General features: G+C 34.3%; 18 protein-coding genes and 4 tRNA genes. 13 read left to right on the top strand and 9 right to left on the bottom strand.

Annotation, left to right across the window (positions count from 1 at the left end; genetic code table 11):
- Nucleotides 1–133: 133 nt before the first annotated feature.
- A complete protein-coding gene (locus J3U18_RS01300) occupies nt 134–1,636 on the top strand; it encodes a hypothetical protein (RefSeq protein WP_267352723.1) in 1,503 nt (500 codons plus the stop codon).
- Between the two features lie 194 nt (nt 1,637–1,830).
- Here J3U18_RS01300 and J3U18_RS01295 read toward each other — a convergent pair whose 3' ends face one another.
- Nucleotides 1,831–2,631 (bottom strand): sulfite exporter TauE/SafE family protein, encoded by an 801-nt coding sequence (locus J3U18_RS01295; protein WP_220224990.1) that lies wholly within the window; start codon nt 2,629–2,631, stop codon nt 1,831–1,833.
- Nucleotides 2,632–2,777: 146 nt separating this feature from the next.
- Between J3U18_RS01295 and J3U18_RS01290 the strand changes: the two genes are divergently transcribed.
- Both J3U18_RS01290 and J3U18_RS01285 read left to right on the top strand, forming a co-directional pair.
- Nucleotides 2,778–3,401 (top strand): LysE/ArgO family amino acid transporter, encoded by a 624-nt coding sequence (locus J3U18_RS01290; protein ID WP_416379869.1) that lies wholly within the window; start codon nt 2,778–2,780, stop codon nt 3,399–3,401.
- Nucleotides 3,402–3,484: 83 nt separating this feature from the next.
- Nucleotides 3,485–3,637: a hypothetical protein gene (locus tag J3U18_RS01285; protein ID WP_220224988.1), complete on the top strand. Its 153-nt coding sequence runs from the start codon at nt 3,485–3,487 to the stop codon at nt 3,635–3,637.
- Nucleotides 3,638–3,858: 221 nt separating this feature from the next.
- On the opposite strand, the gene J3U18_RS01280 is transcribed toward J3U18_RS01285, so the two are convergent.
- The 3 genes from J3U18_RS01280 to J3U18_RS01270 all read right to left on the bottom strand — a co-directional run bounded on the left by J3U18_RS01280 (nt 3,859) and on the right by J3U18_RS01270 (nt 4,136).
- A tRNA-Lys gene (locus J3U18_RS01280) sits at nt 3,859–3,934 on the bottom strand.
- A gap of 17 nt (nt 3,935–3,951) precedes the next feature.
- Nucleotides 3,952–4,027: transfer RNA gene (locus J3U18_RS01275), tRNA-Val, on the bottom strand.
- Nucleotides 4,028–4,060: 33 nt separating this feature from the next.
- A tRNA-Val gene (locus tag J3U18_RS01270) sits at nt 4,061–4,136 on the bottom strand.
- 194 nt (nt 4,137–4,330) lie between these two features.
- Here J3U18_RS01270 and J3U18_RS01265 point away from each other — a divergent pair.
- From J3U18_RS01265 to tusA, 6 genes are all read left to right on the top strand, one after another.
- On the top strand, nt 4,331–5,230 hold the full coding sequence (locus tag J3U18_RS01265) for a PilN domain-containing protein (protein WP_267352722.1): 900 nt from the start codon (nt 4,331–4,333) through the stop codon (nt 5,228–5,230).
- Nucleotides 5,223–5,696 carry a hypothetical protein gene (locus J3U18_RS01260; RefSeq protein WP_065734360.1) on the top strand — a complete coding sequence of 158 codons (474 nt, stop codon included), beginning with the start codon at nt 5,223–5,225 and terminating at the stop codon, nt 5,694–5,696. Before J3U18_RS01265 ends, J3U18_RS01260 begins: the two co-directional genes overlap by 8 nt.
- On the top strand, nt 5,693–6,046 hold the full coding sequence (locus J3U18_RS01255) for a hypothetical protein (protein ID WP_267352721.1): 354 nt from the start codon (nt 5,693–5,695) through the stop codon (nt 6,044–6,046). Before J3U18_RS01260 ends, J3U18_RS01255 begins: the two co-directional genes overlap by 4 nt.
- A gap of 29 nt (nt 6,047–6,075) precedes the next feature.
- Complete coding sequence (locus tag J3U18_RS01250; RefSeq protein WP_267352720.1) at nt 6,076–7,380, top strand: secretin N-terminal domain-containing protein; 1,305 nt, start codon at nt 6,076–6,078, stop codon at nt 7,378–7,380.
- Between the two features lie 116 nt (nt 7,381–7,496).
- On the top strand, nt 7,497–8,303 hold the full coding sequence (locus tag J3U18_RS01245; protein WP_065563098.1) for a Cof-type HAD-IIB family hydrolase: 807 nt from the start codon (nt 7,497–7,499) through the stop codon (nt 8,301–8,303).
- Nucleotides 8,304–8,313: 10 nt separating this feature from the next.
- Entirely contained in the window at nt 8,314–8,544 is a 231-nt protein-coding gene (gene tusA, locus J3U18_RS01240) for a sulfurtransferase TusA (protein ID WP_065563097.1), read from the top strand.
- Nucleotides 8,545–8,572: 28 nt separating this feature from the next.
- Here the strand turns inward: tusA and J3U18_RS11870 are convergent, their stop codons facing one another.
- Nucleotides 8,573–8,980: a protein YgfX gene (locus tag J3U18_RS11870; RefSeq protein WP_065563096.1), complete on the bottom strand. Its 408-nt coding sequence runs from the start codon at nt 8,978–8,980 to the stop codon at nt 8,573–8,575.
- A 449-nt stretch (nt 8,981–9,429) separates the two neighbouring features.
- On the opposite strand from J3U18_RS11870, the gene J3U18_RS01235 reads away from it, so the two are divergent.
- The 4 genes from J3U18_RS01235 to J3U18_RS01220 all read left to right on the top strand — a co-directional run bounded on the left by J3U18_RS01235 (nt 9,430) and on the right by J3U18_RS01220 (nt 12,945).
- Entirely contained in the window at nt 9,430–11,970 is a 2,541-nt protein-coding gene (locus J3U18_RS01235) for a penicillin-binding protein 1A (protein ID WP_218058442.1), read from the top strand.
- 13 nt (nt 11,971–11,983) lie between these two features.
- Complete coding sequence (gene rsmD, locus J3U18_RS01230) at nt 11,984–12,541, top strand: 16S rRNA (guanine(966)-N(2))-methyltransferase RsmD (protein WP_065563095.1); 558 nt, start codon at nt 11,984–11,986, stop codon at nt 12,539–12,541.
- The gene (locus J3U18_RS01225) at nt 12,541–12,798 is read left to right on the top strand and encodes a DUF1145 domain-containing protein (protein ID WP_065563094.1); all 258 of its coding nucleotides are present in this window, start codon (nt 12,541–12,543) and stop codon (nt 12,796–12,798) included. Before rsmD ends, J3U18_RS01225 begins: the two co-directional genes overlap by 1 nt.
- 71 nt (nt 12,799–12,869) lie before the next feature.
- Nucleotides 12,870–12,945: transfer RNA gene (locus J3U18_RS01220), tRNA-Gly, on the top strand.
- A 62-nt stretch (nt 12,946–13,007) separates the two neighbouring features.
- Here the strand turns inward: J3U18_RS01220 and J3U18_RS01215 are convergent.
- The 4 genes from J3U18_RS01215 to J3U18_RS01200 all read right to left on the bottom strand — a co-directional run bounded on the left by J3U18_RS01215 (nt 13,008) and on the right by J3U18_RS01200 (nt 20,576).
- Nucleotides 13,008–14,465: a hypothetical protein gene (locus tag J3U18_RS01215; RefSeq protein WP_267352719.1), complete on the bottom strand. Its 1,458-nt coding sequence runs from the start codon at nt 14,463–14,465 to the stop codon at nt 13,008–13,010.
- Nucleotides 14,459–15,829: a DUF6384 family protein gene (locus tag J3U18_RS01210; protein WP_267352718.1), complete on the bottom strand. Its 1,371-nt coding sequence runs from the start codon at nt 15,827–15,829 to the stop codon at nt 14,459–14,461. Before J3U18_RS01210 ends, J3U18_RS01215 begins: the two co-directional genes overlap by 7 nt.
- On the bottom strand, nt 15,829–16,980 hold the full coding sequence (locus tag J3U18_RS01205; RefSeq protein ID WP_267330167.1) for a hypothetical protein: 1,152 nt from the start codon (nt 16,978–16,980) through the stop codon (nt 15,829–15,831). Before J3U18_RS01205 ends, J3U18_RS01210 begins: the two co-directional genes overlap by 1 nt.
- Before the next feature lie 251 nt (nt 16,981–17,231).
- Complete coding sequence (locus J3U18_RS01200; RefSeq protein ID WP_267352717.1) at nt 17,232–20,576, bottom strand: DUF6138 family protein; 3,345 nt, start codon at nt 20,574–20,576, stop codon at nt 17,232–17,234.
- Nucleotides 20,577–21,079 lie beyond the last annotated feature (503 nt).

Genomic DNA, 21,079 nt, shown 5'->3' with positions numbered 1-21,079 from the left:
TGATTTATTTTTAATGAGCCGTATTTTTACAGTACCAACTCATTTTAAGTTGTTTTAGATAAACGAATAAAACTTAACAGTTAAGAGTAAAACGATATATAAATCAAAATATTAATCAGCAAGGATGGCAGTTATGCATTATAATTTCAAACATGGACAAAACAGGCCAATTTATCATTTAAATTCATTTAATTTAAGCATTCAACGCTTATTTTTCCATTTCAGTTTATTCATCCACGAAAATTTAAGAGCGCTTCGTTGTTCATTGCGAAGTGCTTTTCAATGCTTCTTTCGTGGTTCCAAATTATCCCGGCAAATCTTCTTAGTGTTAATAGTGGTTACTTTTCATCCTTTTCCTGGCCATGCATTAACATCTAAAACATCAAATGTTGTTAATGGTAATGTTCCGTATTTAACATTTGATGGCGGTCGCACACGTGCAATTAATACCGACGGTTTGCTAGGGATAACTTTATCAAATGGAATGAGATATACCCCGTCAACGAATAGCTCATCAAATTTTCCAATAGTGCTACCGATAGTTGGGCAAAGTTTTGCAGATATCAGTATGTTTGTGCCAACTAATACCAATTCAGTTGCGCTCAGTACCGTTATCGGTTGGCCATATAATTATTGGGGCGATGATGATGGTGATGGTGATATTTCTGCGACAGGCAGTTTAAATTTATCTATTTTTGATAAAAACGACCAACCTGTTTCACGTTATACTGTACTGGATATTTGTAATGCGCCCTACCGAATTGTATTAAGTAATACATTCAGTACATTGAGTTCACGTTATGGTGTTCCGAATAGCCGTTTCTATGGTGCTGGAAATGTAACATATTATGTTAAACCTAATTTACCGCCAGCGATTTGTTTTGTTAAGCCAAATGTGGTTCATGAGAGAAGAGAGTACAATGGTCCAGATTGGTTGTGGGACAGTAATAAAGGTTTTCGGATTCAGTCAACATCCCCATCATCTTATAACTTAAATTTTCCTACAACGGGTGCTCATGGTTTGTACTTTGATTTGGATATTGGTGGTGTGGGTCCGCTGTCATGGGCGCCTGTTTCACGAGAGGGTATAACCGCGAATATGTACTATTTAAACAATACCACTCTACGCGTTACATTAACCGGTCCAGTAATTCCGCCATCTCAATGGCATTCTAAGAATCCTAATCGTATAGCTAAGCCGACTCTACCCCAGACCTTCGAGTTAATTGGTCGTGACAGTCGAGGTAACGAAGTTGTTAAGTATGGTTTTGTGTTAAATAAGTGGTTTGTTAATAACGGTGATGGGGTTAATAAACTGGATGAATTAAGTGCGTTGTGTAAAAAAATAGGAGGTTATAAAGTTGTGACGGTAAGTGATTTAACTAATGCAAATTTTGATGGCTTAGGTGCTACCCCATCATCATCAGGTAATCATTTTCAGCGACGAATTGGTGCAGGGCTCTTGTCAGAGTGGGGCACTGTGTACCTATACTCTGGAGCCAATTTCTACAACGATTGGTATGTGACTCGTAATAAGTTAGGTAGCAATTCGATTGTAGTGCATTTAGGCACAGGTCTTGCAAAAGTGGCGCGAATGTATGATACAAAAGCTGGTATGCTTTGTGTTGTACCTTAACTATTTTTTACATCCTAATTTTTAAGGGAATTGGAATAGAAAAAAGGTTATTAATTGATAGCAGACTTGAAGTCACAACCAATGCGATAAAAAGGATTTTGTGGCTTATCGACGCTTGAATCACCCGCTTAGGCGGGTTTATTTTTGCCTTATTTTAAAAAAAAGTTGAGGAGCGGGGTTTTTGAAGCTTCAAATCACGAAATTATAAGCTTTATAGCTATTAGCAATAAAAAGATACCAAAGTATTTTATCAATTTATTTATCGATAATCGTTGTGCAATTTGAACACCCATTTTTGCCATGGGTATACTGGTGATCATAATGGATATTACTGCTGGTAGATAGACAAAGCCTAAACTATATTCTGGTAATTCTTCAATATTCCATCCTGCAATAATGTAGCCAATCGTTCCGCCAAGCGCTACCGGTAAGGTAAATGCTGCAGAGGTGCCAATCGCTTTACGTATATCTACCCCGCATTTTTTTAAGAAAGGAACCACCAATACACCCCCACCGACACCAACTAGGGCTGCAAACACGCCAATTAGTCCACCAATAATGATATAAATCGTGTCATGAAATGATACAGCGTTTCGATTTTGGGCGACATTGGTGCTTTTGAGAATAAATTTACTTCCGGTGTAGATAAGAAAAACGATAAAAATCCATTTTAACCAAACACCGGGAATATAAGGTGTCATATACGATCCGCCCATCGTGCCAATCATGCATCCTAGCACCATCTTTTTTAGAATCGACCATTGGATATTATGATTTTTATTCTGAACCCAACTTGATGATAAGCTGGTGCCAATAATTGTGGCAAGCGATGAGGCGACGGCGATGTGGTTTATCCATTCTCCACCATGATTAAAGTGATTAAGTACTATAATTAATGCAGGTACAATTAACGATCCACCACCCACGCCAAATATACCTGCTAGCAATCCCGCAAATGCGCCTATCATTAAGAAGATTATAAATTCGACAACCATTTCTTGTACTTTTTTATTTTTTTATTCAGGAGGATAATTATAACTGTTTTTTATAAGTGCGTAATAATTCTTGGTTTTGATACAAAATTCTTTATTGTTTTTGTATAATGCTTACTTTTCGTTGATTAAGGATTTTAGGTTTAATGCTGACCGATATTTTACGTGGCGCGATGATTTCAGCGAGTTTAATTATTGCTATTGGCGCGCAAAATTTGTTTGTGCTTAAGCAAGGGTTGTTAAAAAATCATATCTTTTTTGTTGCTGCCATCTGTTTTTTTTGTGATTTCGCTTTGATGACTATTGGTATATGGGGCGTGGGGGCTTTTATTAGTCGTTATCCTATAATTACTAATTCATTAGCCATCTTTGGTGCATTGTTTTTGCTTTGGTATGGATTTAATGCATTTAAAAGCGCAGTGAGAGGTGATAGCAGTATGCAGGTTGATTCTGCCGAGCAACGAAAGAGTTCTTTAACAAAAGTGATTTTGTCGACAATTGCGGTGACTTTACTTAATCCTCATGTTTATTTGGATACAGTGGTAATAGTTGGTGGGATTGCCGGTACGTTTTCTACTGAGCAAAAATGGGCGTTTTTAATTGGTGCAGTTTGTGTGTCATTTATTTGGTTTTTTGGTATTGGGTATGGCGCTAGGTTGCTTACGCCTCTATTTAGGCAAAAAAGGATGTGGGTTATATTGGATTCGGTTGTTGGGCTGGTGATGTTTTATATTGCTTATCGACTTATTGTTTATGTGATTTGTGGTCAATAATGTGACGCTTTTGGCGTTACACTTTTTTAATCTGTTTGTTTTTTCTCATTGCTATTGTAGCAAATTTTGGTGTTAAAGATGAGGTGCTATTTAAACGTTTATTTGATAGCAAACCTTATAATGCTAAATTGCCAATTGCATTACCAGATTCAATGGATAGTGTTATCAAACAATCTTCTGATTTACCAAACGATATGAAGGCGCTCTATCCGTTAGGTTATGGAGTAACCCGTTAGTCGCTCCTTTTAAATGTCGTTTTATTCTATGCTATTGCCTAAGGGCAATAGCTGTTTTGCGTTACATCATTTTCTCTATCGATTTTATCTTTAATTAAGAGTTCTCACTTATTTCTTTTATTTTTCTTTTGAAGGGACGCTTCAGCGAAATTTTTTGAGGTAAATAATAAATATATTGAATGATGCGTTTAATTAATGATGTTTTGACAAGAGAGAAAAAATGGTGGGTCGTGAGCGATTCGAACGCTCGACAAACGGATTAAAAGTCCGCTGCTCTACCGACTGAGCTAACAACCCATAAAATAAGTAGTAAGTGGTGGGTGATACCGGGTTCGAACCAGTGACCCCCTCCTTGTAAGGGAGGTGCTCTCCCAACTGAGCTAATCACCCCAATGTTTCTTTCGAAAACTTCACGGTAAGAATTGGTGGGTGATACCGGGTTCGAACCAGTGACCCCCTCCTTGTAAGGGAGGTGCTCTCCCAACTGAGCTAATCACCCTTACCGTGTGGATGTGCATTATAAGGCGTGTCTTATTTCAGTCAACCTTTTTTTTTACTTTTCCTAAAATTTAGCCCTGTTCGGTGTAATTTTAGTCATTTTTTGGATGATACTTCGCAAAAATGGATTTTGTAGGTTTGAATCTAGATAATTGTGATTAAGATTGGACGATATTGTTTTTCAATCTATTTAGTATGATGGTTTTTAACAAAAGTCGCGTAGTAATTTATATCGAACCCACAAAACTGCACTATCAGTTAGTCGAATCAAGCGGTAAGGTGAATGAGGATTTTATCGTTTATCAAGATTTGGCTGATGTCGATCAGTTTATGCATAATCTAAAACTACCAAGATTAACGTCAATTGAATTAAATTTAAGTGATGATTTTGTACAGTACCAGAAAACCACTTATCCCGATGTTAAACTGACGGTAAGCGAATTGACTAGTTATGTTGAAGCATCCCTCTATAAACTTTTCCAACAATCTGGCAATCAGCTTTTTTTTGATTATGTATCCATTTCACCTAAAACTTTAATGATTGCTATTTGTGAGCGTAAAACGGTTAATGACTGGTTAGATTTGTTCCAAAAATATGGAGTAACATTTGTCGGTAGTCATTTTGAAAATAGTTCATTTAACTTTCTACCATGGCGAAAACAAAAGGCAAAACAGCACCAATTTAAGTTACTTCTTTTTGTTGTTAATTTTATCGGGGTGTTGACCTGTTATTTTTTTTATCTTTTGATGAACACGCAGTCAGACATCGAACACTATTCTCAACAACTATCTGCTCAACAAGTGTTGCAACAAGAGTTGTTGGCTGAATCTTATATTCCTAATCCTTCACCAAGTCAAAAACAGATCCAACAGTCGCTACAAATGTTTTCTAACAAACTACCAGCAACGATTTGGTTGAATCTGTACGAATATGAGCCTGAGAAAATTAAAATTACCGGTCGTAGTGTCAATTATGTGGATATTATCAATTTTAATCAGCAACTTTCTGCAAATGTAACGAAAAGTCAGGTAAAAAATATCGAGAAAAGTCAGGATAGTTTATTGTTTCAAATGGATATTGAGTTGAATGAATAATGACTTTCTAGAGAGGCCGATTTGGCAACAATACTTAGTTTGTATTTTATTACCGTTAACACTGTTTTTTATTGGTTATCAATTTTTTATTCAGGACTTAAAGCAACAAGCTGATCAGCAAATGGCGTTGTATCAAGAAAAGCAAGTTGAAATTGAAATGCTTCAAGCAAGAATTGAACGTTATCATGCCGCTAAAAATAGTTCGCTAACTTTGATAACCGAGCATGAACTTGCTAACGCTATTGATCGTCATCATTTGAAGTTGATGTCGTTCAAACTGGAACAAAATGATTCAGCAACTTATTGGGATGTTGAATTAAATGGGCAATTTTCTGATTTTATGAAATTTATTGGCGATTTTAACGAGAATTTCTACTATTTGAACTTTCAACAGTTATCAATCGGTAAGCAAGATAATTATTTGCGGATTAGATTTAGTTTGTTGTTTAAGAAGGGTATGCAATGAGTCGCTATTTATTTGTTTTTGCATTGATGATGTGTTGTTTCATAGTGAATGCTGATGGTCATCGCGATCCTTTTTTGCAAAAGATCGAGCTAGGTTGCCAAGAACAAACTGATCTTTTAAATATGCAGATTCAGGCTTGGCAATTTAGAGGATCTATTCAACGCGTTAATTATCAGCAATTATGGCTTTCGTCAGATAATGATTGGTTAGCTATCACTGATAATAATGTTCCACATGTTTTGTTTCCGTGGGAAATTGAAGCTGTGTTAAGCGATAAAATTTTATGGCAAGCAAGTTTACCTGTGTATTGTAACGATAAAGTGCTTTGGACAATGCCGTTAACTAAATAAGATGAGATCGATATTTGAGGTTGTAATTAATGAATCAAGCCAGCCAACTATTTAGTCAATTAGTTAGTCAATTAGCAAAGAATTTAAGGCTATTGACGATTTTGCTTATGCTTTTATCAATTCCATGTTTGGCAGAGCCTTCCATTTCAGCAAAGAAAGAATCAAATGATCTTATTTCAATGAATTTTTATCAAACGGATGTCGCAATTATTTTGCAAGCGCTGGCTGATAATAAGCAGATGAATTTAGTGATGATAGATGATATATCAACTAAACAAACCATCAAACTTAAGAATGTTGATTGGCAAAAAGCTTTAAAAGTGGTGTTAAATTCAGCAAATTTACAGGCCGAAATTGAGGACAATATTTTGTTTGTCTCAAAATCTATTGAGCCGGAGGTGCTTGCGCAAAGAGAGTTATTAGAGCAGAAGGAACAGGAATTAAATCAGCCGTTAACCTTGTTAACTATTCCGATTAAACATGGCGATCCTAATAATTTAGTAGAGACCATCCAGCAACAAGGATTATTATCTGAACGCGGAAAGGCGATAGTTGATAAGCGAACCAATTCAGTGCTTATTACTGATATGACCAAACAATTTGCGGATATTAAGAAGTTAGTTAAGGCTTTGGATCAACCCATTCCACAAGTCCATATCTCGGCCCATATTGTCACTATGAGTGATGAGAGTATGGAGGAGTTAGGGATTAAATGGGGATATTTGGGTAAATCTTCACAATTTTTTAATCAGCTGGATGTTGACCTTGGGGTCGTTAATCCTTCTTCTTCTGTGGGTTTTAATTTAGCGAAACTTTCTGGTAGTTTGTTGAATTTGGAACTTTCAGCATTAGAATCAGAAAATCAGTTAGAAATTATTGCTAGTCCGAATTTATTAACTGCAAATCAAAATATGGCATCGATTAAGCAGGGAACAGAGATTCCGTACGAAGTGTCAACGGGGGGGAATGGTTCGACATCCATTGAATTTAAACAAGCGGTATTAGGTTTAGAAGTTACGCCTAAAATTGTTGCTGATAAACAAATGATTTTGGATTTATATATCACACAAAATACTACGGGTCGTTCGATTAAGCGCCGTGATGGGGGAGAAGCTTTAGCCATTGAAACGCAAGAAATTAAAACTCAAGTGAAAGTTAAAGATGGTGAAACCGTGGTTTTGGGTGGAATTTTTCAGCAAGTTAATAGTAATGGGAAAAAGAAAGTACCTGGTCTTGCTCAAGTGCCAATTATTGGGAATGCCTTTAAATATAATGCTAAAAAAAATCAAAAAAGGGAATTAGTGATTTTTATTACTCCGCAATTAGTTGAGTAAATAGCGATGGAGTTGTATCATACTCTACCATAATTTATGACTTTGTATTGAGTTAGTTGATTCTCTGCAAAGTGTCGTTATTCTAATCACCAATTATTATAAAAGTTGAGAATATCATGTTTCATTTTGTTGCTTCTGATCTAGATGGTACTTTGTTAAATACCGAACATAGTTTATCGCCGTTTACAAAAAAAATTCTTCAGGCATTACGGGAAATGGGTATTCATTTTGCTTTTGCGACAGGCCGACACCATATTGATGTTACTCAAATGCGTGAAAATATGGAAATCGATGCTTTTATGATTACATCAAATGGGGCAAGAGTTCACGATAGTAATGGTAATTTAGTTTTTAGCCGTAGTTTTGATCCTAATTTAGCTAAAGAGTTGGCGGTAATTTGTAAAGACAGTCCATATATTTATACTCATGTTTACCGTGGCGATGATTGGCTGATTAATAAACCTGATGCCTATTCGCTTAGCTTTTTTGTTGATACAAAATTTAAATATCAATTTTTTGATCCAACTAATTTTGATACCAGTGATATTGCCAAAATTTATTTTACGACCTCTGATATTAGCCATAACCATTATTTGGTGGAGTTGAAGGACAAAATTGAAAAGCAATATGGTAATAAAGTTAGCATCGCGTTTTCAACGCCAAACTGTCTTGAAGTTATGGCGGAAAATGTGACTAAAGGCAGTGCATTAAAGTTAGTGGTTGAAAGCTTAGGCTATCAACTTAAAGACAGCATCGCTTTTGGTGATGGTATGAATGATTATGAGATGTTAAAAATGGCAGGTAAGGGCTGTATTATGCAAGATGCGAGTCCTGAACTTAAAGCACTGCTTCCTGAGTTGGAAGTCATTGGATCTAATGCTGATGATGCTGTTCCCCATTATTTAGCTAATCTTTTACTTTAATCTATTAATTATGATTATTGATAAAGAATTAAATACATTAGGTTTGCGTTGTCCTGAGCCGATTATGCTAGTGCGTAAAGCGATTAGGGAATTAGCTGTTGGTCAAATACTGCACGTTGTTGCTGATGATTTGGCCACAACACGTGATATCCCGAGCTTTTGCCGGCATATGGATCACCAATTAGTTAACTCACAAGTTGAATCCATACCATTTGAATATTGGATTAAAAAATCTCATTAATATAGTGTGTTAAGCTATTTTTTATTACCTATTTTGATAAATCAATTTTTTTGAAATGATAACGAAGTGTGCGCCAGTCATTAGGCGCAAGGTTATCAATCATTAAAAAAAGAGTTCTTCTTTTACCATTTCGCCGTGATTTTAAATTAATAATGATTATATAACGTAGTAGTAGTGGTTTTCGCGTTAAATACCAACGCTGTTTGTACCAATAAATTTGGTGTATATATTCAAATAGAGCAAATTCACCTTTTATAGTTTTGAAATAGCAAATACTACGCCACCATTCGATTATTAAGATTAATATTAAAATAAAAGTATAACTATTTAATGAAGTCTGCGCTAATTGCAATAAGCAAAGAATAATCAAAATAAGATAAAAGCAGGTTGCACTCAAAAATTGTAATAACGAAGGGGTAAGTTTTGTGCTCCACATATTAATATTGTTTAAATTGATAAAATCACAATTATCTATTCGTTTTATCAGTTTTATTTAAAAATATAAAAATATTGTGAGATAATACACAAAATAATTTGAAAATTTACTAACTTTTGAGAACCTATCAATTAGTTGTTTAACCTGTAGCAAACCTATGTGGTATTTAATATCTGATCTATTAAGTTCTGCTAAAAAATTAAGTTATAAACTAATAAGTAATGGAATATGAAAGTGAAAATATATTAAAGGTAAATTTCTTTTTTTAATTTAATATGTTAATAATTGTTTAATGGATTTAAACAATTTTTTAAGCATGGGTTAGCGTCGCTTTTTATTTTGAGTCTTTTCGAGTAAGTAGTATACTCATCGGCTAAAATGGATTGAGATCAATTAATACAGTTTTATTATCTTTCTTTGATTTAAAATCAATTGGATAGGAATGATTTGTGATAATATTAAAAATATTAAAATTTTGCCTTAAACTTATAATCGGTTTAGTACTTTGTGGCTTAGTGATAGGTATCGCTGGCTACAGTTATTATTCTAAAGATCTGCCAGATGTAGCGACTTTAAAAGATGTTCGCTTGCAAACCCCAATGCAAGTATTAAGTAAAGATGGTGAACTAATCGCTATTTTTGGTGAACGTCGCCGAATTCCTCTAAAATATGATGAAATCCCACCGATTGTCGTTAATGCTGTTATAGCTACCGAAGATGCACGTTTCCATGAGCATTTTGGGATTGATCCTATCGGTATTGTGCGTGCTATGTATATCGGGTTGAAGGATAAGAGCTTTTCACAAGGTGGTAGTACTATCACCCAACAAGTGGCGAAAAACTTCTTTTTAACACCAGAAAAAAGTATTTCTCGTAAAGTAAAAGAGATGATTATTGCAATTCGTATGGAGCGAGAATTATCTAAAGACGAGATAATGGCGTTATATCTTAATATGATCAACTTTGGTTCGCGTGCTTATGGTGTAGCTGCTGCTTCATATACTTTCTTTGGTAAAACGCCAGATCAGTTAACTATCGATGAAGCGGCACTACTAGCTGGTTTACCAAATGCGCCTTCTGCCTATAATCCAATTTCCCACCCAGAAAAAGCATTAACAAGACGTAATTGGGTTTTAGGTCGTATGCTAGATCAAAATTATATTACTCAAGCGCAATATGATGAAGCGACTAAGAAGCCTTTAAATGCAAGTTATCATACGCCAAAAATTGAATTTTCTGCGCCATATGTTGCTGAAATGGCAAGACAGTTTATGTTCGATAAATTTGGTGAGAACGCTTATACCGATGGTTATAAAGTTTATACCACCATATCTAAGACAGACCAGGTGGCAGCAACAGAATCAATACAAAAGCATATTATTGATTATGATATGCGACATGGCTATCGTGGACCTGAAAAAGTGTTATGGCAAAATAATGAGCCGGCACTAAGTGACGAAAAAATTCAAGAAGCTTTACATAAATATATTTGCTATAGCGGGATGTGCCCAGCCGTGGTTCTAGAATCATCTGATAAGGAAGCAAAAGCAGTATTATCCGATAAAAGTAATATTACTATTGCCTTTCAAGATATGAAATGGGCGCGAAAATTTATCAGTGATAATCAACAAGGTGCCTCGCCGAGAAAGGTTAATGATACTTTAAAACCAGGTCAGCTGATTTGGGTTAAAAAATCTGGTGAGAATTGGGCATTAGCGCAAATTCCAGCAGTTAACGCTGCACTTGTTTCTCTTGATTCTGATAATGGTGCAATTAAGGCGATTGTTGGTGGTTATGATTTCAATTTAAGTAAATTTAATCGTGCAACACAAGCTTTACGTCAACTAGGTTCTAATATAAAACCATTTGTGTATACGGCTACGTTAGAGAAAGGGCTAACGATGGCGACGCTACTTAATGATGCGCCGATCGTTCGTACAACAGGTAGTGTGACTTGGCGTCCAAAAAATTCACCGCCTACTTATGCTGGTCCATTAAGAATGCGAATTGGTTTAGGGATGTCTAAAAATGTGATGATGGTACGTGCATTACGCGCAATCGGTATCGATTATGCTGCCACGTATTTAGAACGTTTTGGATTCCCAAAAGAGAATATTTCACATAATGAATCACTTGCTTTAGGTTCAGCTTCATTTACGCCATTGCAGGTTGCACGTGCTTATTCCGTTATTGTTAATGGTGGGTATTTAATTACGCCTTACTTAATCGAAAAAATTGAATATGACAATGATAGTGGCGTAATTTATCAGCATCAACCATTGATTGCTTGTCATAACTGTAAAGATGAAGTGGTAAAATTTGATTCTGTTTCAGTATCGTTAGATAACGTTGAAAACGAATCAAATGAGACGGGTAGTGAAGAGCCTGAAGAGGCAAATCTTAAAACAGAAGATAATTTAATCTTACCTAATATTAATAAAGACAATAAAACCACTGATGTGACACCTAAATATGCACCACACACCGTTGATAGTGGTATTGCATATATTATGAAAGATGGACTAAGAACAATTGTTTTTGGCGGTTCGGATTGGCAAGGTACTGCTTGGCGTGTAAAAGCATTAGGTCGTAAGGATGTTGGTGGTAAAACGGGTACAACTAACCAATCGAAAGACGTTTGGTTTTCTGGTTTCGGCGGTAACATTGTTACCTCGGTCTGGATGGGGTTTGATGACCACCGACGTGCTTTAGGTCGAACTTTCCGCGCTGAAGCCGGTGCAGTTACCGCTAACCCTATTTGGGTTGACTATATGAAAGTTGCTCTTAAAGATATACCTGAAAAACAAGATGTAAAACCGGATAATGTTATTTCTGTTACTATCGATCAGCGAACCGGTATGTTACCAGGTTCTGGAGCGAGAACGATGTCAGAATACTTTATCAAGGGAACCGAGCCAACTACCTATGGATCGCAAGAAGTTGGTACCAGCGTGAAGGATTCACAAGGTAATACGCAAGAACTATTCTAAGTAAGGTTTTTATATGAATGGTTCTATAAGAATTATTGGTGGAAAATGGCGCGGAAGAAAGTTGTCAGTACTTGATAAACAAGGCTTGCGACCAACCACAGATAGAGTAAAAGAGACTTTGTATAACTGGCTAATGCCAGTTATACAAAATAGTGTTTGTTTGGATTGTTTTTCTGGTAGTGGATCATTAGGTTTTGAAGCCGCATCACGCGGTGCTCAAAATGTCACATTATTAGAGAAAGATAAACAAGTTGCCAATCAGCTTAAGAAAAATAAGCAGTTGATTGCATGTGATAATGTCGAAATTTATTCGACAGATACTTTTCAATGGCTTGATAGACCAGCCCAAAGACAATTTGATATTGTATTTATCGATCCGCCTTTTCATTATTCTTTAATCGAGAAAACACTAGAGCTTCTTGAGAATAACCATTGGCTAAGCCCATCTGCTTATATTTATATTGAATCTGAGCTGGGGCATGATTTTAATATTCCATCAAATTGGTATTTGCATCGAGAGAAGACAGCAGGGCAAGTTCATAGCTATTTATTTATACGAGAAGAGAGATAATGTTCATACTTTTGGGTAAACTAGTCTATTTATTTATATGGTTATTTTTATTATTTAATCTTGTTCATCCGTTTCCTAAACCAGCAAATATTCTTGCTTATATTGGATTGGTTGCTTTTACACTTATTCATGGATTACAAGCATGGATATTACAATCAACAATGGTTAATCAAGAAAAAGAACAGGATAAATTTAAAGCACTTAGATTTTTTATTTTTGGTGTTTTTGAAGCACTTAGCTGGAAAAACAAAAAATAAAGAATAAAATAGGTTGTCAGATATAAATATTTTTGTATAATGCTCACCACTTCTTTCGAAGCGTTCAATATGCGGGAATAGCTCAGTTGGTAGAGCGCAACCTTGCCAAGGTTGAGGTCGCGAGTTCGAACCTCGTTTCCCGCTCCAATTTCATCTCTATACAAAGTTTAGCTGTTAACTTAGTTCCAACACGATTATTTTTGTCCTGATTAGAAACTATCAGTCGTTTTAAAACCTCCGCCACCTGTTGATGAGCTGGATGAAAACCCACTGTCACTTGATGAACTATAAGATGACGAGGAGGAAGAACTCGAAGAGGAAGATGAGCTCGAATAGGAAGATGATGATGATGAGCGTGATGAGGATGAAGAGAAAGAAGAAGATCTCCTTGATGATGAATCGTCTCGCGACCATCCTGAATTATGATTAGATGATTTTAATTCTCTCCTTATTGCTCTATACCCAAAAAGGGTTTGAACAACTGTTTCTGGAAAAATTTGATTGCTAAATAGCTGGTCTAATAAATCATTAAGCTTGAACGGTGGTATGTTATATTCATAAATTGAGCTAGGAATATTGTTTTCCCTAAATAAATAGAATGTTTGTTCAAAACGATTATAAACATTGTCTAATTCGTTAAGCGTTTTTAATAATGTGGCCAGATATGCATCAATATCAAGTATTTGTTTATTTATCGTGACAATTCTTTCTAATAATTTATCATCTTCTGTTGATTTAGTTTGTAAAGTTAAATCATTAAGTTGACTTAGAGATTGTTTTTGTAAGAGTTTAACTAATTGATTTGAAATTAGTTTAAACTGTGAATTATTGCCTTTTTGAAGTTCTTGTAAGGTATTTTCTGTATCTTGTTTCTGTTTTTTATAATGTGCTAAATCTTGCTCAGTTAGCGCTATTGTTTTTTTCAATTTAGATAAATTTAGGTTAGTATCAACCTCGCGCTCTTTCCGCTCTTTTGCTTTTAATGCTTGCTCATATGCTCGTTTTTTATTATTAAACCGTAACTGAGATTCTTTATATAAATCTTTAAGCATTTTATGATTTTTGAAATTTTCTGAAAAATTGATAAACCTTGCTACCCATGAGTCTAAATAACGAAATATTTTGAAGGCTTTATAATTTTTCTCTCCAAAGCGACGATTAATTAAATAATTGTAATAGTAATTTTGTTGATATTGTTTCAACTTGGTTGAAAATTCTTGTTGTGAACTTTTGAAGTTTTTTGTTTCTTTGGTTAGCTCGTCTTTAGTAATGTTATAATTATTTAATAGTGATAGATAATCTGCATCACTTTCAAGTTGTCGAATCTTTTCCGCGGTTAATTCATCTAATTTTAATAATGTTTCATCCATTTTTTGTTGGGAATCAGCAATAAAATGATCTAAATTACTGGATTTATTTTTTAAATTACAGTTTAAATCCTTTAACTGTTTAATGATTTTCTGAATTTCCAAATCGTTATTTTGGGGAGATTCTAATAGATAAATAGTCGCTATCTTTTGATAAATCTCTACTTGTTTATTTGTCAAATCAAGGATTTTTTGACGAGAGTTTTGCACCTCGTTATTAGTTTTCTCGATTGCACTAAAGATTTCCTGAAGTTTTATTTCAATACTTCGTTCAATATTGCTAGATTGCATATTTACCACTCTAAAATCCTACCTGTTTTAACTGTATTAGGACAGTTAAATTCTAGACGACCAATTGGTTTTTTACATAATTTATTTTCATCAATATGCCCATCGGCAATTTTATCTCTTTTAACCTTATTAAATTCTTTTTGAGAAACCTGCTGACCAAACATATCTACGAGTTTCGTTTCACCTGTTTCAATACTGGTTACCCATAGCGGTGTTGCTATTCCGGATGATGTTGTTGGTGTGACAATCACATACCAAGATTTACCGTTTGTTTTTTCGTGGGTGCGCTCAACTCCAGATTTATAATTAGGTTTGTCGACAATAGTGAGTGTCAAATTAGTTTGAGCTAGATTGAAATAATAAGACATCATTTGTTGATAATTTTCAAAGTTATCAAAGTTGAGATTTTTTAGGTCAGCTAGTAAATCACTTTGTAAAGCAATAACAGGTACCATATCCGACTTCGGAACTTTTAGGGCTAATAATTTCTGATTATCAATCTGAATTTTATTTATAATGGTTTTTGCTCGTTCAGTGGAATTGTAAAGTGTTTCAATTTGATTGAAATCGATAACTCTTTGTCCTTGATTAAGATTATCAAGAACGGTATCGACTGCATTTTGTAGTACGTGATACTCTTTGCTTGTTTTTATAAACTCATCATCATCTATTAAATTAGCTAGCCGCTTATCATCTTCCAATAATTTTTTTAATATATTTAATTGAGTTCTAATATCCGACAATTTAGTGGTTACTGAGTCATTAATTTGCTTAAATTGTTTAACTAAACTATTTTCATCATCTGTAATAAAAGCCCCGTTAATGGTTGGCTTGGTGACTGTAGGAATAATTTTCTGGCTAAGTAGATTAGAAATTGAGGTCTTTAAATTTTTTACTGGAATCTGCGCATAATGAACAGAAGTTTTATCAATTTGCTTAAACTCGTTGCGTAATTCTGTTAATGAATCTTCCGACGCTAATATTTGACTATAGTAACTATCAATTTCTTGTCTAACGTCTCTTGTATAGATTAAATTATTAAAAAAGATTAAGGCTAAAATAAATAAGAATATGCTAAAAAGGCTAAATATTAACTTTCTTTTGATATAACAACGAACTAGAAAATGTTGAAACCAAGGACGTTTAGGTGCAACAAACCGTAACCGATTATCAAACCAAAGATCTATTCCTTCATCAACGATTTTATCGTCCACAATTTGACCTTTGGCTTCATAGAAGGTTTTAATGTTTTCTTTTAAATTAGCTCGTAATCCTTCGCGGTCAAGGTGCTCAAGTAGTAATTGTTGTTTTTGATATAATTCATCAATTATTGCCATTGCACCTAGTTGGTCACTAAGTTTAACATCCTGCATTAACCATCAACCTTCAAGATAATATTATTAAAGCGCTGTTTTCCATCTTCCACTATACGATCGATTTCTTTAGCATTATCAATCGATTCATTTCTTAGCTCTGTAATTAATTGTTGGCTTGATTCTTGATAATTGACAATGGCTTCAACTAATGCACGTAAAGAATCAGCTTTAATCGTCGAACCATAACCAGCTCTTAAACCTTCTTCAAGTTGCTTATTAGCTGAAGTAGCAATACTTTCAATGCCTTTATTCATACCATCTTTCATTGCTTCTAGTGTTTTAGTGCTTTCACTCAAACCTGTCAATGAAGTTATAGAAGCGCTTAATGCAGTAAATACAATTTCGTTGGTTGAAAAAAAGCTTACACTTTGTTGGTAGACACGCTCTTTTATGGAGGTTGTTTGTTGCAATCTTGCAAATACTGCTTCGGCAGAATTATAAGAAACGGTTAAATTATTGGCGAGATCTAAGATGATTTGATAACGGCTATCTTCTTGTTGTACATTGCGTAGAGCTTCGTCTCTAGCAAGTTCTAATCGTCCTCGAGCGACATGATCATCACCTGTAAAATTATCAACTTGAGCAATAGCGTCGGTTAATTTTTGTTTGCGTTCTTCAAGACGATCTGTCGCAATTTGCAGTACTTCTTCAGCAACGATTTGAGCTTGTTTTAGTCCAAAACGGAAATCTTGGTAGGCGTTTAAAATAATATGTTCACGCTCGACTTGATTGCTTGTTTCTTTTGAAACATCTAAATAGGTTTTTTTTATTAAACTAAAACGATCAGGAATAGAACCACGTTGAAATGTCATCCAACCCATTTTAATTTTTTCCAAAAGATCTAACTTTCCGTCATCTAACCAACCAAGCATTTTTTCCATATCGGTACGAATACTATCAAAATGCTTAACAATATTAGAATAGCGATCAGAAACATGTACGCCATCAATTTGTTCCCGGACTACTTCATTAAATGCGCTTTGTTGTTGCAAAGTGTGAGCAATGGCGATAATACGATTTTTATCAATTTCAGCAACATTATCCAATAACTTTAAAATTGGCGCATCAGCCTGAGGTTTAACCATGATGCCGATTTTATTCAACAACTGTACTGCTCTATCTACATATGAAACTATTTGACTAGACATGTTTAATATTCCTTTAACTATTGTTCCTTAGTTAATTAAGAAAACTAAAAAGATTATATATCACTAAAAAAGTTATCACAATTTAGGATTAATTAGTTATGAAATATAAATTTTAATTAAACTGTGATAAAAAACTAAGCTAAAGATGAACAAGGTAATAATAACCAAATTATTAAATATACCTAGATTTGACTTCCTCCTAGTTTTATAGGTCTAGAAGGAGGTCCATCTTAATTTTATTTGCATCTTTTTTATAATTTCGCTAACTTTTCCTGCCAGTATTCTTGATATTGTGGCAGGCGTTTTTGTGCAGTTTGGTACACCTGTTTTAGTTCAGTAGTATCGAGTTTTCTTTCCAGTCTCTCCATGGCATAATCTAGTTTTTTCTGCTGCATATATGCCATAAACAGTAGTGAGGCATCATATACTTCACCCATATCCGACGTAATTTTTTCAAGCTGTTTGATTGCCCGATAATTATCATCCTTATAAATCCCAGCTCTTAAAGCTTCATCCAAATAGATTATACCGGGCTTGGATTTATCAATATTTGGGCTTCCTTTGGGACTATCGAAGTAATAGTGTTGTTTTCGCAGTGCGAGTAATTTTTCTTTATCAGGCGCTTGTTTGTTCATTGCAACAGCAATCTTAGAAAAATCCATTACACCGTAAATTAGCTGAGCTTGGTTTTTACCATAAATTCCCATACCCACTTGATAGGGGGTGCCACTAAAATCAATCACTATTTTTTTTCCAAAGCAATACGCCTGTTCTGCACCCCAAATAATAGTAGAGTCGGGATTTATTTTATTCTGCACTTTATAAAATTGGATAATAGCATCGAAAATGTAGGGATTCGTTATCGTTAATGGTGCAAAAATAATTGCTCTCCATGGGGAATCATAAGTATATAATTCATCGAGATCAAAACCGCGTTTTTTAGCTTGCAATGGTGTAATGACACAAGGTGGATTTTCAATAAAATCTTGCTCATCGATGATTAACGGTTCTGAATCGCTTTTTGGTTTAGGTGAGATGTTATAAAAAATTGGTTGACTGCTAACTTCTCCTTCATCCTTAAGAGCTTCTAAAGCTAAATCATGAAAATCTGCATATATCAGTTTTTCTTGCGGATCAGTCGCATTATTAAATAATTTTTTTAACTTTTTAAGACTATCATTAGGTTCACCAAAAAGATATTCTACTAAATAAGTCAATTTACAATATGGGTTTTTGGGCTCGTTACTTCTGTAATAATCCGTCAGACTAGCTAAATTTTGCGGAATTTTATAAAATTGACTGGATAATTCAGACATATGTTGACCTTGAGTTAATTGCAATAGCGCAATCGCAACCGCAGTTTCGGGCGTAATACCCCAATATTTTTCCAGAACAATACCAAAATTACCTGCCAAATATTCATGGTCACCATCGGTTTCAAGTGCAAATTTAATAGCCAAATCCATATGTTTTACATCCGTCATTGCCAGAGCAATAGCAGCAAATGCTCCGGCGACTGAATTATATTCATCTTGTAAATCAAAACTATAATCAAATTCATACATGGTTAAGTCAACAAACTCTCGAATTTTATCATGTAAACTTTCGTACATGGCTGCTTTGCGGAAAAAGACATGTGAACAACAAGCGATTCCTCCTGCCCCTAGCTCTAATTCTTCAAAGTCTTCATATTCTTCAACGTATTTAGCGAATTCAGAATAGTATTCAGGCTTGGCAACAAAATAAATATGAAGCCAATGCCCCTCAAATATATTTGAATAACCTTTTGCCATTAAGCCATTTAAATAATCAAGCGCATCCGAATATGCCTGTTCACTTTCTTGTTTGAAGCGTAAGTAAATTTCACCGCCCGTAGGCATGGCTCTGGCGATAATGGTGTCAGTTTCACAAAAAACATCAGTTTCAGTAAAAGTATCATAAAAACGTTCGGTTTCTGATTGATTGTCTGAATTGTCTTTTTTTCCTAACTTACTATCAATAATGCCCAGCTTATCCCACGCTTGTTTTTGTAGAATTGCTGGTTCATATCCTTTATCAACTAAGGGTTGAATATGTATATCAGCATATTTAAATCCAAAATTTGCCCATTCAAACTGTAAATAAACTAAACGCCATTTGTTATAATCAAAATCTTCGTATTTCCTTAACAAAGAACGTCCCTTCGATTCAGCCTCTTTTTCACCCGAATAAAGATATTTTTTTAATAATGCTAAAATTCTATCGGTATCATAATTATCAATAATGCCATTGAAGGCAAAATATTCCTCAACCGTGTTAGTTAGCAAATCTGCATGATATTCTTCTGATTGCTCCAGATATTTTAGGTCGCTTTCAAGCTCAAGTATCTTTGTTTGTCGGTAGGTTTGTTCTATTGGTGTTTCGATAAGAATATTATCCGGTTGACAAAGACTAATTCTGAAATATTTACTAGTCATATCACCAAAAAAACCATCATCCAGCATTTTTTGAAGTTTTTCGGTAAGTAGTGAAACTAAATATTGATTATTTATCTCAACACCATAAATACTCGCATTATATTCTAGCTCATTTATACTTTCTGAATAATAGCGTTTGGAATTTCGTTCATTGAATAAAGCATATATTTCCAGCGTTTTATAATCAAAGGTGATATTAAAGCCACAAACATTTTCAGGGAATTTGTTAGCTGGAATATTTTTTTCATCTTCTGCCTGAGTAGTATCAAAAATGCTCTGTAATGCGTTAACTATTTTATCCACCATTTGTATCGGATAATCGGTAAGATATTGTTCAGCCAGACGATGGATTGATTCGACGTGAGTCTTGTTGTGGTCATAAATATATTTCATCACGCCTTGGGCAAAGATGCCTACAAATTTATTTTCTGGATCTCTAATTTTCAAAAGATAAGTAATGCAATCAAAATGCATAGGTGAGATGTTCTTCATAAGTTTTGAAAAAATGAGTTGAAGCATCTCTCTGATAAAAATTTGAAATTTAAGATCATTTGGACTTAATGCTTTTAATTGTTCAAATGTCGCTTCGATATCGAATTGCTCACCTTGCTTTATATAGTTTTGTAACAATATTTTTAAGTTATCAAATTCTTGTTCTTGTGGTGTTTTGGTTAAAGTGCCTTCTTTGATCGGGTTATTAATATTTTTTGTTAGTTGTTGAACGGGAGGTACTTTACGTAACTCTTCTAAATCAAATGGATTCGGTTTACCTTCACCAGCCCATTCATCTAGGTCAAACCACGGTTTTTCTTTACCATCATCGATCACATCTTTGGGTGGTGTGGGTTTGGGGTGGTTTTTCGGTTTTGGGGCATCGGGCATTTTGATGATTGTTTTTTCTGTACAGGTTGATTGTTCAAGCGCTGGTGGGATCGCTTTTTCCTGATAGCCTTTTTTGATTTTCGATCTGATCAGTTTGTTGGCTTCTTTTTCCGCATCGGCAGGCGATGAAAACGTTTTAACTTGTGTTTGTCCTTTTGTTCCTATCTTACCAAATACGATTGTTAGGGATTCGTCTTGTTGGGTGATATACCAAAATTTATTCGATAATGTATCCTTAAACTCCAGATAATACTTCATTTCCTATATTCCTAATTATAATTCTATGTCAGTTCTTATAAATAAATTGAAAAGTAATTAATATAACTTTTTAGTTTATAAAATTTTGATTATAAAAACGACCATTATGAGTGTGTTGATTTAGTAAAACCGAGATGAATAATTTTATTACTATAAATTATGTTATTGACTAATTTTTAACAATAATTTTCTATAATTGCTTTCGAATTAGAATATTGCTTAGCAGTTTTATAAGAAACTTTACATTATTATATGTAAATTTTTATAATTTTATTGTTGTTTTTAATGGTATATGGTACAACTAGCAATTGATAGTTCATTTTTTTGAAAGGTTAATTCCTTAATATTTCTGAACTATCAATACTTTTCTTTTTTCCATCTTAAATATTTAAAAATGATTTTGAGCTTTGTTTTTCAATAAAGTAATAATTGTTTTATCTATCAACATGTTATCCAAGTTATTTAAAAAATAAATCCAGTATTTATTTTGAAATGTAAGGATC

The organism is Gilliamella sp. B3482 (assembly GCF_026536805.1).
GTDB classification, from domain to species: Bacteria; Pseudomonadota; Gammaproteobacteria; order Enterobacterales; family Orbaceae; genus Gilliamella; species Gilliamella apicola_E.
This window is presented reverse-complemented; position numbering and strand designations above follow the sequence as displayed.

Excerpts from the sequence above, each read along its gene's own strand:
- J3U18_RS01300 (WP_267352723.1), top strand. The coding sequence starts at position 134 with ATGCATTATAATTTCAAACATGGACAAAACAGGCCAATTTATCATTTA.
- J3U18_RS01295 (WP_220224990.1), bottom strand. The coding sequence starts at position 2,631 with ATGGTTGTCGAATTTATAATCTTCTTAATGATAGGCGCATTTGCGGGA.
- J3U18_RS01265 (WP_267352722.1), top strand. The coding sequence starts at position 4,331 with ATGATGGTTTTTAACAAAAGTCGCGTAGTAATTTATATCGAACCCACA.
- J3U18_RS01260 (WP_065734360.1), top strand. The coding sequence starts at position 5,223 with ATGAATAATGACTTTCTAGAGAGGCCGATTTGGCAACAATACTTAGTT.
- J3U18_RS01255 (WP_267352721.1), top strand. The coding sequence starts at position 5,693 with ATGAGTCGCTATTTATTTGTTTTTGCATTGATGATGTGTTGTTTCATA.
- J3U18_RS01250 (WP_267352720.1), top strand. The coding sequence starts at position 6,076 with ATGAATCAAGCCAGCCAACTATTTAGTCAATTAGTTAGTCAATTAGCA.
- J3U18_RS01245 (WP_065563098.1), top strand. The coding sequence starts at position 7,497 with ATGTTTCATTTTGTTGCTTCTGATCTAGATGGTACTTTGTTAAATACC.
- tusA (WP_065563097.1), top strand. The coding sequence starts at position 8,314 with ATGATTATTGATAAAGAATTAAATACATTAGGTTTGCGTTGTCCTGAG.
- J3U18_RS11870 (WP_065563096.1), bottom strand. The coding sequence starts at position 8,980 with ATGTGGAGCACAAAACTTACCCCTTCGTTATTACAATTTTTGAGTGCA.
- rsmD (WP_065563095.1), top strand. The coding sequence starts at position 11,984 with ATGAATGGTTCTATAAGAATTATTGGTGGAAAATGGCGCGGAAGAAAG.
- J3U18_RS01225 (WP_065563094.1), top strand. The coding sequence starts at position 12,541 with ATGTTCATACTTTTGGGTAAACTAGTCTATTTATTTATATGGTTATTT.
- J3U18_RS01210 (WP_267352718.1), bottom strand. The coding sequence starts at position 15,829 with ATGCAGGATGTTAAACTTAGTGACCAACTAGGTGCAATGGCAATAATT.
- J3U18_RS01205 (WP_267330167.1), bottom strand. The coding sequence starts at position 16,980 with ATGTCTAGTCAAATAGTTTCATATGTAGATAGAGCAGTACAGTTGTTG.
- J3U18_RS01200 (WP_267352717.1), bottom strand. The coding sequence starts at position 20,576 with ATGAAGTATTATCTGGAGTTTAAGGATACATTATCGAATAAATTTTGG.